Here is a 16,324-nt window from a genome sequence, read left to right as displayed (position 1 = left end):
CGGGGCGAGCGAGGGTGGCGTCTTGTACGGGTGCGAAGCCGGCCCGCGACTGTTGGGAGCGGGCCGACCAGCTGCATGGCTCTGCCAGCCGTCTTGGGTTCAGGCCGCGTGACGGGGACCCTGGCCCGGAGGCGGGGTGAGATGCGAGTGGTATGTCCCGGCAGGGGACTCGTCGAGCGGGTTGTCCAGGGTGAGGCCGGCGGCGGCCATCCGGTCGTACTCGGCGAGGATCAGGTTCTTGGTGCGGTACTCGCCGTGCGCCTTCATGTCGTTGTCGCGGGTGACGTTGAAGGTGTCCAGGATGTATGCGGTGTCCTCGCGGGTGATGCCGTAGAGGTGGAAGAAGAGAGCGTCCAGCTCGGCGCGGATGACGGCTCGGCGGTCGGTGTCCCAGATGAAGGGGGCGCCGGTGTCGCCGAGGTCGCGGGCGAAGCCCGCCATGTCGGTTGCGGTGTAGGTGAGTTCGAGGACGCGAGGGGCGATGAACGCCGCGTGGGGTGCGAGCTGGTCGGGGGTGGGGACGGCCAGCTGCCGCACGATGAAGTAACTCATCGAAGTGCCACCGACGGACTGCCGAGCCACGTAGTCAACGACAAATGAGGACCAGACAGCAGTGAGCAGTGCCGCCTGCGGAGCGAGGGCCAGCAAGTACTTGTGGCCGAAGCCGTGAGCGGGAGCAGCCGCCGCGATCAGCGTGCGTTCATCGCTCGCCCGGCAGATGTCACGCCAGCCGAAGAGCCATTCCCGGTCCCACCCCTTGGCGGCCAGACGGCTGCGGACACCCGGCTCTACGATCGGCTTGCCGTTCTTGTCGACCTTGCCGGTCGGAACATCCTGCTCCGGCACCCAGTAGCGAGGTAGCGGTACGGCGGAGGCCTGTTGATGCTGCTCCACGGTGAAGCGCGGGAGGGCGCCCACGGCAAGCTGCTTCTCCGTGGCGTTCTCGTACGTGGAGAAACGATGGTCGTAGTGGTGCAGCATCTTCGCTTCGTACAACGGGAGCAGGCGTTCCATACCTTGGACGAGCCTGTTGCCGTCGAGGGTCCAGCCCGCCTTGAAGAGATCGTCAAGCGTCTCGTTGTTCTGGGCGGCGGGGCGAAACAGAGGGGAGTCGCTTGCCATGTTGAACAGGCCTTGTGTGAACGAGATTCCCCAGGGGTTCCCGCCTGCCATTTTCGTTTCGTTGATCAGGACCGGTACGCGGCGGTAGATCCCCAGAGTGATCTCGGCGTCCCGGCGGCTCCGGAAAACCGGGCACGTGCCGGTGTTCGGGTTGAGGAGCTGGATGTCGCGGCCTGTCAGGGGGTAGGAGCGCTCCGAGATCTGCTCGGTCTGACGAACTCGGAAAGCGATGGAGATCGGGGCGTCGGGAGAGCCGGAACCTGCCATACAGAACAGGGCGAAGGTCACGCGGTGGTCGACGCCCGGGAAGACCTTCTCCTCGTTCTCGAAGCCGTACAGCGCGACTAGGTGTCCCTTGGTGACCAGGTCCTTGAAGAAGAACTGCGTAGTCGCGTCCGTAGCGATCCCCGTCGGCACGATCACGCCCGTCCGCCCCCGCGGCCCCGTCAGCGCCCGGTCTGTCTCCGTGAAGACGGCATACGTGTTGATGCGGCCTCGACCAGTCAGCGGGAAGCGGTCGCTGCTGCGGAGGAAGTGGCTCTCGCCCTCTGCGCGCCGCTTGGCGTCCTCGAACTCGCCGTACAGGCGCACACCGTCGGGGTCGTCGCGCAGCGCGGCAATGAGCCGCTTCCGCGCGGCGGAGTTCTTGGCCTCGGCGATGCGCGGGTCCCGCTGGGCGAAGAACTCGTGCTCCACCATCTCGACCCGCTCCCACGGCGGATTCCCCACCACCGCGTCGAACCCGCCGGCCCACCCCGTACCGCCCTGCACACCAACACCCGACTCCGGGACGGCGAACACCTCCGGGAACTCCAGGTGCCAGTGGAAGAACCGGTACTGGTCCCGCAGCCGCAGGATCTCCTCGTGCGTCGCATCCGACACCGCCGACTGGTCCCGGCCCCGAAGCGCCCGGAACACCTGGTCGGTCGGGGCCTCCGGCGCGCCCGCGTGCTTGGGCCACACGAACGCCGCGCACCAGGCGTCGGCGGCGTGCAGGTCATGCACATACGCAGCCGACTCCGTGTAGGCGCGGTAGGCGGACTCCTGGGCCCGTACCTGCTCCAGCGAGTCGGCGGGGGCGGCGGTGATCCGGGAGAGCTCGACGGCGTACCGCTCGTTGCCCGGCAGGGGCTCCGTGTCGAAGAGGAGTTCGTCCTGGCCGCCGCGCTGGGCCTTGTTGCGCTTGACGAGGCCGGAGGCGTGCTTCTTGTCGTCGCCCTCGATCGGCTTGAAGGCGTCGTCGGGGACGCCGTCCGCCAGCAGCTTCGGCGTCGCGCCGATCAGTCCGTTGCCGTGCTTGACGTGGGCGTCGAGGAAGCCGAGCGCCTTGCCCGGTTCCATCGCCTCCAGCCACAGGGAGACCTTGGCCAGTTCCACGGCCATCGGGTTGAGGTCGACGCCGTAGATGCAGCGGGCGACGACCTCGCGCAGGGCGTGGCGTACTGCGTCGTCCGTCGGCTCCGGGTTGTGCTCGCGCACCGAGGCCACCCGCTTGGCGATACGCCGTGCCGACGCGACGAGGAAGTGGCCGGAGCCGCACGCCGGGTCGCAGACCGTCAGGGACAGGAGCTCGGCGACGATGTCGTCGGCCGGGTCGGGACGGCCGGCGGCGGTGGCCCGTTGGTCACCCCGCTTGAAGGCTTCGTCCAGCACCGGGTCCAGGGTCGTGTCGAGCAGGCACTCGATGAGCGAGGACGGGGTGTAGTAACTGCCGGTCGTCTTACGGCTGTTGCCCGCCACCTCCACCAACTCGAAGGAGCGGTCCGCCGCGGAGTGCTTAGGCTCCAGCTCAAGCAGGGACTCGTAGACCGAACCGAGCTCCTCCGCGTCCAGGTGGCGGTAGTCGACGGGCCGCCAGCGGCGGGCGCCGGGGTCGCGGACCTGGGCGAGGTGGCGGACGGCGGAGAGCAGCGACTCGTTGGACAGCTTCAGGCCGTCGAGCGGAGCATCGGTCTCGGTGTGGGAGAACAGGCCGCCGAGGCCGGGCAGGGCCAGTTCGGGGCGGCCACCTTCCTTGCCGAGGGCTTCGAGGACGATGCGCAGGGCCTCGTACTGATCACCGTGGGCCGTGCCCTGGCGGCGGCGGGCGCGCTCGCGCAGCCGGGCGGAGGAGAAGTACCGCTCGTACGCCTCCCGCCGGGAGTCGTCGGCCTCCGGGTCGAGCAGGGCGTCGCGGTCCTCGGCGACGAAGACGAACAGCAGGCGGTAGACCAGGCGCAGCAGGGCGTCCCGGAGGGCCTTCGGGTCGGTGTTCTCCCGCAGTGCGCCGTTGTCCGGGTGGCGCAGGAAGCCGGTGCCGAGGACGGTCAGGGCGTTCTGGACGCCCAGGCGGAGCTGGTCCAGGGCGCGGGTGCCGGAGGTGACGGCCTCGGCGCGCCACTTCTCCAGCCAGCACCCCGACGCCGCCGTCCCCTCCGCCACCGCGAACCGCGACGCGTGCAACAGGCTGTACAGCAGCACGAACTCGCTGAACAGCTCGCCGTCGAAGAGGGCTTCCAGGTCGAAGTCGACGTAGGCCGCCGTGGAGAAGGACGACGAGTCGCGCAGCAGGCGCAGCCGACGGCCGTTGGTGACGATCGCCCACAGGTGGGCCTCGGTGCGGTTCAGGCAGTCCTGGACCATCGACTGCGGCGGGACCTGGCCGGGGGCCGGGCGCTTGTCGAGGTCCTGGTTCCAGGGGACCTGGTGGATGAGGGCCGGGCCGTGGCGGTGGGAGACCGGGAAGCGTTTCTCCGGGTCGGAGTCCGCCCCGATCCCCGCCGTGCCGACTTCCGTCAGTGCGCCGAAGTCCAGCTTGCGGAAGAGCTGGGCGAGCCAGTCGGTGCCGGCGCGGCCCGTCGGGTCGGCGGCGGGCGCGCCGGTCACGGCGTCGGAGGGGAGCGCGGCGCGCAGGTCGCGCCAGAGCGGCTTGAGGTACTCCCAGGCGCGCTCGGCCTCGTTGCGTACGGGCACCGAGGCGGGCAGGCCGTAGTCGGCGGGCTTGGTGCCCGGCAGGTTCCGGGTCTCCGCGATGCGCAGCAGCATGTCGGAGGGGAGCAGGCCGCCGACCGGGGTGACGGCGGTGAAGGCCAGGGCGGTGCGGGTGGCGGCGGACATCAGGCTTCGGCTCCGGACACGGTAGAGGCGGACGCGGCGGGGGCGGGCTGCTGCGGCAGGTAGACGTAGACGCCGAGGACGTCGGCGGGCTCCTGCGGGACGACCTTCAGGCCGCGGACGATCTCCTCGTTCGCCTTGCGGACCCGGCGGTGCGAGGCGTCGAGCTCGGCGGCCAGGCGGGTGCCGTACTCGGTGAGGTGCGCGGCGAGGTCCGGCAGGCCGTTCAGGTCCTTGGTGATCTGGTTGCGGACCAGCTGCTCATGGGTGTTGGCGGTGGCGCGGGCCGCGAGGAGGGCGGCGGTCGCGTCGTCGTCCAGCCAACGCGCGCGCGACGGCATTCCCTCGTACGCGAGCAGACGGGCGTCCTCGGCGACCAGCTGCCGTTCGCCGTTGCGGGACGGGAGCGTGAGGTGGAAGCGGTAACGGACCAGCAGGAGCGTGGTGCGTACGGTGACCGCGTCCGTGGTGACCACGCCGCAGCGGCGGGCCGGGCGGGGGCCGGGGGTGTTCGCGTCGAGGGCCGAGTCCAGGACGTACGAGGCGATGGCGCCGATCACCGGGTCGGTGCGGACCAGGGCGGCCTCGCCGCGGGCGACCGCGGGCGTGGTGCGGAAGGGGATCTCCCGGTCCTCCTCGACGAGCCGTCCGCCGAGCGTGGCGGCGAGCGCGTCGCGCAGACCGGCCGGGGCGCCACCGGGCTGGGCCGTGAAGTCCCCGGTACCGTCACGAGGGTCGCGGACCAGCGTGTCCAGGCCGCCCAGCGCCTCCAGGGCGAAGTCGCGTACCTCCTCGGCGCCGCCGAGCGCGGCCCGTACGGCGGCGACCTCGCGCGCCACCTCCTCCGGGTGGATCGCGCGCTGGGCGTACTTGGAACGGGACGTCTTCTCGCGTTCGGCGGCCGAGTTCCACTCGCGCTCGATGCGGTCGAACGACTCCTGGTGGTTGTCCAGTTCGAACAGGCTCTCCTGGCTGCCCTGCCGCCCGTGCAGCAGCAGCCACTCCACCACCGCGTCGGTGACGCCGGAGGCGGTCTCGTCGGGGACGGAGACGGAGATGCCCAGGTCCCTCATGATCTGCCGGTGCTTCTCGAAGAGCACCTTCAGGACCTTGCCGTCGATGCCGTTGTCCTCGCCGAACATGGTGATGACACGGACCTGGTCGCGCTTTTGTCCGTAGCGGTCGACACGGCCCTCGCGCTGGTCGTGGCGGGTGGGGTTCCAGGCCAGGTCGTAGTGGACGACGGCGTCGAAGTGGTGCTGGAGGTTGACGCCTTCGGAGAGGCAGTCGGTGGCGATCAGGACGCGCCGGACGGCCGGGTCGCCGGCCTCCTCGGTGGTTTCGGCGGCGAGTTGCTCGATGCGCTCCAGGCGCTGCTGCGGGGACAGGGTGCCGGTCACCGCGGCGATCCTCGTCTTCTTGCCGAGCTTGCCCTCCAGCTGCGTGGCGAGGTATTCGGCGGTAGGGATGTAGCGGCAGAAGACGATGGGGTGGTAGCCGTCGGCGATCAGGCTCTTCAGGTGCCGGGTGAGCGCCTTCAGCTTCGCGTCCCCGGCGGGGCCGACGAGTTCGGCGGCCCGCTGGGAGAGTTCGAGCAGCCGGGCGCCCGCCTCCTCCGACTCGGCGGCGCCCGGCGCGACGTCCATGCCTTCGAGCCGGTCGTTGTCGGCGGAATCGGCGGCCACCGGGAAGCCCAGCGCGTCCGCCTCCTGCGCGGTGCGGGCGGCGGCGGACTCGGAGCGGGTCTTCAGGGTCTGCGCGGCGGCCGCGGGCGAGGAGACCATCGAGCGCAGCAGTGCGATCACCGACCACCAGGCGATCCGCGCCTCCCGCCTGCCCTGCTCGCCCGCGGTCGCGACGCGGTCGCGGGCGTACGCGATGGCGTCGTCGAGCAGCGCCCGGTAGGCGGGCGTCAGCTTGTACGGCTCGTCCTTCGTCCAGCGGTCGGACGGGAAGGCGGTCCGCTCGGCCAGGGAGTCGTCGGCGAGTCCGTCCTCCTTGGTGAGGTAGTCGCGGACGTCGGCGCGCTTGCGGGCCACGAAGTGCTCGGCGAGCCTTGCCCGTCCCGCGGGGGACTCCAGGTCCAGCGTCGCGAGTTCCGGCCGCACCAGGCCGAGCAGGTTGCGGAACGCGGACTCCTTGCCGGAGTGCGGGGTCGCGGTCAGCAGCAGCAGATGCCGGCCCGTGTCGGCGGAGATCTTGCGCAGCAACTCGTAACGGAGCTGGTTCGAAGTGGACGCGGAGCCCTGCGTGGTGTCGTCGGCGGCCACACAGGAGTGGGCCTCGTCGACGATCACCAGGTCGGGGCAGTTCCGTACGAAGTCCTCGCGGTGCCGGGTCGACTTGATGAAGTCCGTCGAGATGATCGTGTACGGATGCTTGTCGAACAGGGACTGGCCCAGTTCCAGGTTGCGCTCCAGGCGCGACACCGTGGAGGCCAGGACCAGTTCGGCGTCGATGGCGAACTTCTCCCGCAGCTCGGACTGCCACTGCTCGGCCAGCGCAGGGGAGCACAGCACCGCCAGCCGGGCCGCCTCGCCCTGTGCGAGCAGCTCCTTGGCGATCAGACCGGCCTCGACCGTCTTGCCGATGCCGACGTCGTCCGAGATCAGCAGCCGCACGGTGCGCTGCCGCAGCGCCATCAGCAGCGGGACCAGCTGGTAGGCCCTCGGCTCCACGGCGATCGAGGCCAGCGAACGGAACGGGCCCGCGCCCGAACGGAAGCCGATACGGAGCGCCGTGCGCAGCAGACCGGCGGACCGCTGGTCGCCCAGGTCGTCCGGGCCCGGTGCCGCGAATTCGGCCGGGCGCACCTCCTCGAAGGAGGGGAAGACGGCCGCGATGTCGTCCTCGCTCCCGCCCAGGGGGCGCAGCACCAGCATGTCGGGGGCGCTCTCGGGCAGCACCACCCATTCCCGGCCACGGGCGGCGACCAGGGAGCCGGCTGTGTACATGAGGCTCATGAGATGTCCCAGTTCCTTGGATCGAGAAGAGGTGGTGCGGTCAACGCAGGTGGAAGTAGGCGGCGTTGTGCTCTGTGATGGCGTCCCAGTCCGCGTCCGTGGGGAAGCGCAGGACGTCCCAGCCGGCGTCCTCCAGGCGGTAACCGGCCTCGACGTCGCGGGTCGAACCGGCCGCCCGGCCGGGGACGTCGACGAACACGGCGAGGTTGGCACCGTCCAGACGGAAGACGAGATCCGGGCAGGCCCCCGCCTCCGGGACGAGGACCTCGACCTCGTCCGGCAGCCGGAAACCCTTCGCCCTGAGCCAGCCGAGCAGGTCGCCGCTCGCGACGAGGGCCCCGAGATCCGTCTCCAGCGGGGTCGGCGCGGGCGCCGAGGGCTCCGCGGCCCCGGCGGGCGTTTCGGTGTCGCTGTTCACCGCCGGGGCCAGCCTGCGGAAGCGTTCGCTGCGGGACTCGCCGCGGTCCTCCCGCTCGGTACGGGCGGTGGCCAGCCGCACGAGCAACGGCTGCGCGCTGTGCCGGCTCAGCTTGCGGTGGTGCGTCTGGTTGGCATAGGTCAGCAGACAGGCGTAGCAGCCGCGGGCACACTTCTCGCCCTCCGCCGGACCGCCCTCGTCCTCGTACGTCTCCGGGTCGAAGTGGCAGATCTCCAGGGCGGTCCGGGCGGCCCTGGCGAGGGCGTCCTTGTCGTGCTGGATGCGCCGCAGCACACCGGCGCCGCCCTCGGCCGCCTCCGTGAACAGGATGCGACGCCGCGGGCCGTCGTCCGGAGGCAGCAGTTCGGCGGTCAGCTCGGAGTCCTCCAGCTCGAACGCGGCCTCGATGCCCCGCTCCAGCGCGTACAGGAACGACCACGCCACCGGCTCGGGCTGCGGCTCGTCCAGGGTGACCACGAGGATGTTGCGGCGGTCCTCCACATAGGGCAGGACGCGCTTCTTGCGGCGCTTCTCGTTGCCGTCCTCGTCGACCACCGGCATGCCGGTGCCCTCGATGGCGTCCGCGGCGGCCCGGTCGTTGAGCCAGCGGCCGTCGCCGAGATCGAGCCAGTAACCGTCCGGCTCGTTCTCCTTGTCGCGGACCCGGCCGAGGTTGGTGATGCGGACGGTCGCCGAGTCGCCGTAGTCCAGATCGAGAACCGGCGCACCACCGGCGTCGGTGACGTGCGAGGTGAGCCGTCCCTTGCGGGCGCCGTGGTCCTGGAACGCGTACGAGGTCTCCAGACGGAAACCGGCCCGGCGGCGCTCCTCCTCGTCGGAGGAGATCCGTTCGCGCGGGGTGGTGTACACGGTGTGCAGCTGGAGCAGGCCGGTGCGCTTGTTCCGCAGGTTCTCCCCGCACATCGTGCACAGGTCCACGCCGGGCTTGACGACGTGGTGGTAACCACAGCCGTCGCAGCGCTGCGACTCCGCCGTCGCCAGGTCGCCCGAGGCGTCCGGCGGCAGCTGGACACGGGTGACCTGGTAGCGGGCCCCCTCGTGGTAGATGAGCGCGCCGGGGCCGAACTCCCGGATCGCGAGGAACCGGGGACGCTGCAGATAGTCGCCGTCGGCGTTGCGGCGGTTGCCGGAACGCGGGATGTAGGCGGCCAGCGGAAGCCGCGGGAAGCTGTAGCCGGGCAGGAACCCCTCGGACGCCAGATAGCGGTACGGATTGAAGTCGCTCATCACCGACTTGCTGTCGGACGAGCGGTTCAGCAACAGGTTCGTCTGGGTCTCGGCCTCGCGGCGCCGGGTGCGTGCCCGGCTCTGCTCGCCCTGCGAGAGCGTGTGGTCGACGACCCGCTTGTTCTGCTCGTACTGATCGACGACGGAAGCCCGGAACAGTTCGCGCCACCGCTCGAAGGACTCGTCGAACCAGTGCGGCGCCCGATCGATCCGGTCCTCGATCCACTCGTCGTACCACCAGGTGGTGGCCGCGAAGTCTGCGATCAGCGGGGCGAGGACGGTACGGGCGGCGGCGACCGCGCGCCGGCGCGCGCCCTCGTCCAGGGACAGGTCGCGGATGTGGGGGAGGAGCGGCAGCGGCATCCGCGGATCGGGGCGGTCGCTGCCGTCGGGGTCGTAGGCCACGTCGACGACGTCCGGGATCGCGATGCCCAGCTTCATTCCGGTCTCCGCCAGCCAGATGCCCTGGAGGTGGGAGCGGACCAGATCCTCGTTGGCGAGATCCAGACGCGGGGGCGCCACCTGCCCGGACACCATGTCCTGGGAACGGCGGAAGTAGTACTGGTCGTGGCTGTTGCCCGTGGCGCAGTACGTGGTCACCAGCGCGGGCTGACCGGAACGGCCGGCCCGGCCCGATCGCTGCGCGTAGTTCGCCGGGGTCGGCGGCACATTGCGCATCAGCACGGCGTTGAGCGAGGAGATGTCCACGCCCAGCTCCATCGTCGGAGAGCAGTACAGCAGGGGCAGTTCGGCCTTCCGGAACTCCTGCTCGCGCTCCAGCCGGTCCTCCGGGGTGACCTGCGCGGTGTGTTCCCGGGCGAACAGTCCGGCCAGCTCGGCAGCCGCCGTCCGGTACAGATCGCGGAAGAACGGGTTGACGCGCGGGCCCTCGCCGCTGCTGTACGTGCGCGCCAGCGGATCGACCGCACCCCGCTCACCGTCCCCGGCCCGCCAGACCAGGGCCGCGGCCGACACCCGGTAACCGATGCGCTTCTCGGCCGCCCGGCGGCGGAAGGCGGGGCCGGAGTGCTCGGGAGCCGCCTCCACCTCGCGCACCAACTCCGCCTGGAGCAGCACCTTCAGCAGGTCCCCGATGACGCCCTGGACGTCGTCCAGCGACAGAGCACGCAGCTCGGGCATGTTCCGCCGGAGGTACTTGCCGAACTTGCCGCGGGCCGACAGGAACAGCGCGGAGCGCTCCATGCCCGGCCTCGAAGCGTACGGGTACGCGGTGCCGACGGTGGGCTTGTCGCTCTCGCTCAGGACCCACGGCCCGACGAGGCGTTCCTCGCTCGCCCGCTGCAAGGTGTCGAAGTCGTCGCGGAAGTACTGGACGTCGATGGCGAGGGCCCGCCGCATGTGGTCGAGCAGCGTGCGGGCGACCTCCTCGCGCAGGGCGGGGTCGGCGTCGCGCAGCACGGCGTGCGCGGACTGCCAGCGGTCCGGCTGGGCGGCGATCCAGTCCAGGTCCTCGTAGTCGATCCGCAGCAGCCCCGTCTGTTCGAGGTTGGGCATCGTGATGCGCCAGCCGCGCTCCAGGTCCCGGTAGAGCCGGTACCCCACGACGTCGCGGAAGGCCTTCGTCGCACGGCGTTCCATGGAGGGAGCGAGGGAGGCACCCCCGGCGTACTCACGGGGCGACAACCCCATCACCCCGGTCACCGCCTCGGCGAGGTCGTCGTGGCGCAGCCCCTCCTCACCCGCCTGCGCCGCGGCCTGGTACAGCGCGCCGCGCAACTGGGTCACCTGCGCGAAGTCGTTGAAGTGGCCGGCCTGGAGCGAGGCGTCCTGCCGGTTGTCGACGAAGGTGAGGAGCTTGCGCGCCTCCTTGCCCAGGCTCTCCTCGGGCACCGCGCGCAGGGACTTCACGATCGACGCGGAGATCAGGGAGGTGGCCGAGGAACGCCCCTCCTGGTCCAGGGTGGCCAGCTTGGCGAAGTCCCGGCCGCGGGTCTGCTCGTAGGAGACCTGGCAGTGCACGCAGAACAGGAACGGCGCCGGGACGAACGCCGCCACCAGCCCCTCGCCCGACTCGTTCCCGAACGCGTCCACGACGACGCGCTTGGGCACCCGGGGGCGGTAGGACTTCTTGACGACGGTCATGCCCTGCGCGTCCGGCTCCAGCCAGGACTCCGGCAACCGCCTGTCGTCCACGGCGCTCTGCGGATCGGCCGGCCACTCGTAGTCCTCCCCGGGCATGCCCAGGTACAGGTAGCCCTCGCCGTCGCGGCCGCCCGACGCGGAGGTGTTCCGACGCGGCTCGTACCGGTACGCGCCGTTCTCCTCGGAGCGCCAGACGGTCAGGTACTCCTGACCGCACTCACGACAGAACGCCAGCGGGAACAGCGGCTTGCCGTCGCTGTCCGGCTGCTCCAGCTGGTAGGTGCGGGTGAGCGGCCGGGTGAGCGGGTCCTCCAGCGTGGTGTAGACGGTGTCGCCCTTGGAGAGGAACTGGTGCAGCCGGAAGGCGAACAGCGGTCGCTCCGTCACCGGATGCTTCGCCTGCGCACCCGCCTCCAGAGTGGTGCGGATCGCCTCGCGCACTCTCCCCTGGGGCACCCCGGACTGCTCGGCCAGCTCGGCCGCCGCGGCCTCCACGGTGCCCGGTGCGCAGCGACGGAGCCGGCCCGTGCCCTCCTGGCGCTCCAGGCCGAACCGGGACTCCACCCAGCGGGCCAGCGAGTCCTTCGTCAGAGCTTCGTACGCGAGGGGTGCCGCGGGTGCCCGCAGCCGCTCGGCGGGCACGGTCGCCGGGGCCTCCTCGGTCGCCCGGACGAGGGTCTCGCCGATGACCCGCTTCGGCAGCACCGTCGTACCGAACAGCCGGCCGGCGACCCTGGCGACCTCGCGCTGCTGGTCCTCCCAGGAGCCCTCGGTGGACATGGTCGCCGAGGTGCCGATGCACTGCAGGGTCGCCGAGGCCCGGCAGGCCTCACGGACCCGGCGGATCAGGAACGCCACGTCCGCGCCCTGCCTGCCCCGGTAGGTGTGCAACTCGTCGAAGACGAGGAACTGCAGACCGTCGGCCATACGGATCAGGCTGGACCGGTCGTCCGGCCGGGTCAGCATCAGCTCCAGCATCACGTAGTTCGTCAGCAGGATGTCCGGAGGGTTCTTGCGCAGCTCCCGCCGCTGCTCCTCGGACTCCTGACCGGTGTAGCGGGCGAAGGTGACCGGCTCGCGGCCGACCCCGAAACCGTGGCGCAGGTACTTCTCCAGCTCCATCAGCTGGGAGTTGGCCAGGGCGTTCATCGGATACACGACGATCGCGCGGACCCGGCCCCCCGCGCCCGGACCGGCCGCCTCGCGTTCCTTCAGGACGTGGTCCACGATCGGGACGATGTACGACAGGGACTTCCCGGAACCGGTGCCGGTGGTCAGCACATAGGAGTCGCCCGCCTGCGCGGCCTCGATCGCCTGCCGCTGGTGGAGGTGGAAGGTGAGCGGACGGCCGTCCGGGCGCGGCGAGGTCTCCTTCTTGTCCGCCTGGAAGATCTCCGCGCACCGGGGGTGCAGCACGCCGTCCCGCACGAGGTCGGTGACCTGGCCGCCGTCGGCGAAGAACGGGTTCAACGACAGCCACGGGTCGGGCCACTGCGACTTCGCCGCCAGGTCGTCCTTGACGAAGCCGTCGATCCGGGCGTCCCGGAACACCGTCGCGCTCCGGGTGAAGTTCTCGTACTCACTGATCAGGTCGGCATGGATACCGAAGACGTCCATCGTCTCGGGCAGGCGCGGCTTCCTGCGCGGCACGGGCGCGGGTGCGGCCGGGGTGCGCTCCGGCAACAGAGCCCGCAGCCGCGCCACCGGGTCCATCACCTGCCAGTGCGGGGCCAGCAGGGCGGCGGTGTCGTCCGGCGCGAGAGCGAGGGGGACCAGCGCGTCACGGACCAGAGCGGCGTTCTCGGGCCGGAGCTCGGCCTCCTTCTCCAGAAGCCGGTCCACGAGCCGGACCAGCCCGGCGGGCAGGTCCGGGCGGACCAGGCTCAGCGACGGCGGCTGCTCGTGCTGGTGCTGCTCGGAGAGCTCGTACGGGGTTCTGGCGGAGAACGGCGGTTGCCCGACCAGCAGTTCGTACAGGATGCAGCCGAGCGCGTAGAGGTCGGCGAGGGCGGAGACGCGCTCGGCGCGGAACTGCTCGGGCGCCATGTAGCGGGCCGTACCGATGCTGACACCCGTGCTGGTCAGGCGCGTCTGGTCGGGATCGTCGACGATCGATCCCATGCCGAAGTCGAGGATCTTGACCGTGCCGTCCTGGGTCAGCATCACGTTGGCGGGCTTCAGGTCGCGGTGGACGACCCCGGCCGTGTGCGCGGCGGCGAGACCGGAGGCGATCTGCGCCCCGACGGCGGCGGCCCAGGAGACCGGGAGCTGGGGCTCTTCGCCGATGAGGTCCGCGAGAGTATGGCCGTCCAGCAACTCCATGGCAAGGTAGGGCAGACCACTGCCGCCCGGCGCTCCGTCGACGCCGCCGTCGAACAGCCGGGTGAGGTTCGGGTGGCCCTGGGAGAGCATGCGCATGATCCGCACTTCCCGGCGGAAGCGGTCGATCTCCTTGGTGGACCCCGAGGTGTCGACGGCGATCCCGGTCCGGCCGCGCAGCACGGTCTTGATCGCGACCTCTCGGTGAGGGGAGTCCGGGGCGGCCTGAAGGTCTTCGGCCCGGTGCACTTCCCCCATGTTCCCGCGCCCCACGCTTCCCGTGATCCGGAACCGTGCGTCGACCGTCTCCGGGCTCATGCCCCTCCCCGTTCCGCTTGTCGCGTACATCCCGTGGGGAGTGTACACCAGAACTCTGTTGACTCAAGCCGAATGAGCATGTTGACATCGTTAACATGCTCAAGGGGTGTGGCCTGTGGAGATGGCTTCGACGGTTTGGCAGATCGGGCGCACGGCACTGCGAGGGGCAGTTGGTGAACGTGCAGTGAGCCCGGCCGGGCGGGACGCACGGCTGAGGACGGTCCGCCTCATGGCCCGCTGCCCCACCTGGGACACGGACCTCTCCGGCCTGCCTGACCGCATCGAAGTGGTGGGCACCGAAAGGGACTTCGCCTGGTCCCTCTGCTACGCCTGGTGGCAGACGCGGCAGAGGCACCATGTCGCATGCCTGGTCTTCCCTGCCGAAGACCGCAGCGGCTGGCTTCCGGTCTCCGCCACCGGCGGGGCGGTCGGCGAACCGGTGACCGAGAAGGTCTTTCACTTCGTCGAGCCGTCTGCGCTCTCCGAGTTCTGGCGCTCCCTGTTCGAGCGGGAGAACACCACGGAGCAGGACTTCTTCGACCGTGCCCGCCAGAGTTTCCCCGGGTTGGTCTTCGCCGATTCCCTCTCCTTCCGCAAGTTCGACGGCACCTACGCGGAGATGCGTGACTGGGTCGTAAGGCTTCTGGGCGTGGTGCACGACCACTTCGCCGACGCCATGACCCTGCACGCGGGGCAGCCGCACCAGGTGCAGGCGGAGTTGGGGCGCTTCGGCCTGGATCTGTCTCCCGAGAGACCCAACACCCGTTCCAAACACGGGATCATGAAGCAGCGGGACGTCGACCATGAAGGCGAGACCTACCGCTGCGAGTGGCACGGCAAGAAGGAGCGGCACCGCAACCGCGTCCGCTTCAGCCTGCCCGAGCCCCGCCTCGGCGGTCGCATACTCATCGGCATCTTCGTGGACCATCTGGACACCTGAGCGCGGGGCGGAAAGTCGTGGTCGCTGCCGTCGCACCTCCTTTCCTGCTTGCATTTCGGCAGGCCAAACAGGGTGCGACGGCATCACAGGGGGACCTCAGATGTCCCGGAAGATCTCGATCTGCGCACCCACCGAGTTGAGCCGCTCCGCGAGCTCCTCGTAACCCCGGTTGATGACATAGACGTTGCGCAGTACGGACGTGCCTTCCGCCGCCATCATGGCGAGGAGCACCACCACGGCGGGGCGCAGGGCGGGCGGGCACATCATCTCGGCGGCGCGCCAGCGGGTCGGGCCCTCCACCAGGACGCGGTGCGGGTCGAGGAGTTGGAGCCTGCCGCCGAGGCGGTTCAGGTCGGTGAGGTAGATGGCCCGGTTGTCGTAGACCCAGTCGTGGATGAGGGTCTGGCCGTGGGCCGAGGCGGCGATCGCCGCGAAGAAGGGCACGTTGTCGATGTTGAGCCCGGGGAACGGCATGGGGTGGATCTTGTCGATCGGCGCCTCCAGCTTGGAGGGCCGGACCGTGAGGTCGACCAGGCGGGTGCGGCCGTTGTCGGCGGCGTATTCCGTCGTGCGGCCGCAGTCGACGCCCATTTCCTCCAGCACCGCGAGTTCGATCTCCAGGAACTCGATCGGCACCCGGCGGATCGTCAGTTCGGACTCCGTCACCACGGCGGCGGCGAGGAGACTCATCGCCTCGACCGGGTCCTCGGAGGGGGAGTAGTCGACGTCCACGTCGATGTGCGGAACTCCGTGCACGGTCAGTGTGGTCGTGCCGATGCCGTCCACGCGTATACCGAGCGCCTCCAGGAAGAAGCAGAGGTCCTGGACCATGTAGTTGGAGGACGCGTTGCGGATGACGGTCGTGCCGTCGTGCCGGGCGGCGGCCAGCAGCGCGTTCTCGGTCACGGTGTCGCCGCGCTCGGTCAGGACTATGGGGCGGCCGGGGGTGACCGAGTGGTCGACCTGGGCGTGGTAGATGCCCTCGGTCGCGGCGATCTCCAGGCCGAAGCGGCGCAGCGCGATCATGTGCGGCTCGATGGTCCGCGTACCGAGGTCGCAGCCGCCCGCGTACGGCAGCTTGAACTGGTCCATGCGGTGCAGCAGCGGGCCGAGGAACATGATGATGGAACGGGTGCGGCGCGCGGCGTCCGCGTCGATGGCGTCCATGTCGAGCCGGGCCGGCGGGACGATCTCCAGATCGGTTCCCTCGTTGATCCACCGGGTGCGCACCCCGATGGAGTTGAGCACCTCCAGGAGGCGGTAGACCTCCTCGATCCGGGCCACCCGGCGCAGTACCGTGCGGCCCTTGTTGAGCAGCGAGGCGCAGAGCAGTGCCACGCACGCGTTCTTGCTCGTCTTGACGTCGATGGAGCCCGAGAGCCGACGTCCGCCGACCACCCTCAGGTGCATGGGCCCGGCGTAGCCGAGCGACACGATCTCGCTGTCGAGTGCCTCACCGATGCGCGCGATCATCTCAAGGCTGATGTTCTGGTTGCCGCGCTCGATGCGGTTCACGGCGCTCTGGCTGGTGGCGAGCGCCTCGGCGAGCTGACTCTGTGTCCAGCCCCGGTGCTGACGGGCGTCGCGGATGAGCTTGCCGATGCGTACGAGGTAATCGTCTGACATGGCGAAAGGTTATCTCAGATATGAGATGACACCTGCGCCGGGGTGTGGTGTTCGGGTGAATGAGGGCGTGTGACGGCGTGGCGGTCGCGCGTCCGGGCCCGCACGAGTGGTACGGACCCGGCGCTCACCGCGCGTTCCATGGTCCCCGCGAGCCGCCGCGACGGCACGCGCTGT

The 16,324-nt window shown here is 70.3% G+C and carries 5 protein-coding genes; 1 reads left to right on the top strand and 4 read right to left on the bottom strand.

Translation table 11 applies throughout. The features are described 5' to 3' along the window. Positions 1 to 99: 99 nt before the first annotated feature. Genes ACWCXX_RS16190 through ACWCXX_RS16180 form a run of 3 tightly spaced genes read right to left on the bottom strand, consistent with a single transcriptional unit; the run spans position 100 to position 13,584 of the window. Positions 100 to 4,218, bottom strand: coding sequence for an Eco57I restriction-modification methylase domain-containing protein (locus ACWCXX_RS16190; protein ID WP_451127576.1), 4,119 nt, complete (start codon positions 4,216 to 4,218; stop codon positions 100 to 102). Continuing rightward, positions 4,218 to 7,178, bottom strand: coding sequence for a helicase-related protein (locus ACWCXX_RS16185; RefSeq protein ID WP_451127574.1), 2,961 nt, complete (start codon positions 7,176 to 7,178; stop codon positions 4,218 to 4,220). Before ACWCXX_RS16185 ends, ACWCXX_RS16190 begins: the two co-directional genes overlap by 1 nt. Positions 7,179 to 7,218: 40 nt before the next feature. Beyond that, on the bottom strand, positions 7,219 to 13,584 hold the full coding sequence (locus ACWCXX_RS16180) for a protein kinase domain-containing protein (protein WP_451127572.1): 6,366 nt from the start codon (positions 13,582 to 13,584) through the stop codon (positions 7,219 to 7,221). A gap of 229 nt (positions 13,585 to 13,813) precedes the next feature. On the opposite strand from ACWCXX_RS16180, the gene ACWCXX_RS16175 reads away from it, so the two are divergent. Further along, positions 13,814 to 14,524, top strand: a complete 711-nt coding sequence (locus ACWCXX_RS16175; protein ID WP_451127570.1) for a hypothetical protein — start codon at positions 13,814 to 13,816, stop codon at positions 14,522 to 14,524. Between the two features lie 96 nt (positions 14,525 to 14,620). On the opposite strand, the gene ACWCXX_RS16170 is transcribed toward ACWCXX_RS16175, so the two are convergent. Continuing rightward, entirely contained in the window at positions 14,621 to 16,150 is a 1,530-nt protein-coding gene (locus ACWCXX_RS16170; RefSeq protein WP_451127568.1) for a helix-turn-helix domain-containing protein, read from the bottom strand. Between the last annotated feature and the right edge of the window lie 174 nt (positions 16,151 to 16,324).

It is taken from the genome of Streptomyces sp. NPDC001732 (assembly GCF_053596315.1).
The sequence above is the reverse complement of the archived record's forward strand: the minus strand, read 5'-3'. Positions and strand labels throughout refer to the sequence as shown.

What these genes read in the sequence shown, in the direction of transcription:
- ACWCXX_RS16170 (WP_451127568.1), bottom strand. Translation starts at nt 16,150, where the DNA reads ATGTCAGACGATTACCTCGTACGCATCGGCAAGCTCATCCGCGACGCC.
- ACWCXX_RS16175 (WP_451127570.1), top strand. Translation starts at nt 13,814, where the DNA reads ATGGCCCGCTGCCCCACCTGGGACACGGACCTCTCCGGCCTGCCTGAC.
- ACWCXX_RS16180 (WP_451127572.1), bottom strand. Translation starts at nt 13,584, where the DNA reads ATGAGCCCGGAGACGGTCGACGCACGGTTCCGGATCACGGGAAGCGTG.
- ACWCXX_RS16185 (WP_451127574.1), bottom strand. Translation starts at nt 7,178, where the DNA reads ATGAGCCTCATGTACACAGCCGGCTCCCTGGTCGCCGCCCGTGGCCGG.
- ACWCXX_RS16190 (WP_451127576.1), bottom strand. Translation starts at nt 4,218, where the DNA reads ATGTCCGCCGCCACCCGCACCGCCCTGGCCTTCACCGCCGTCACCCCG.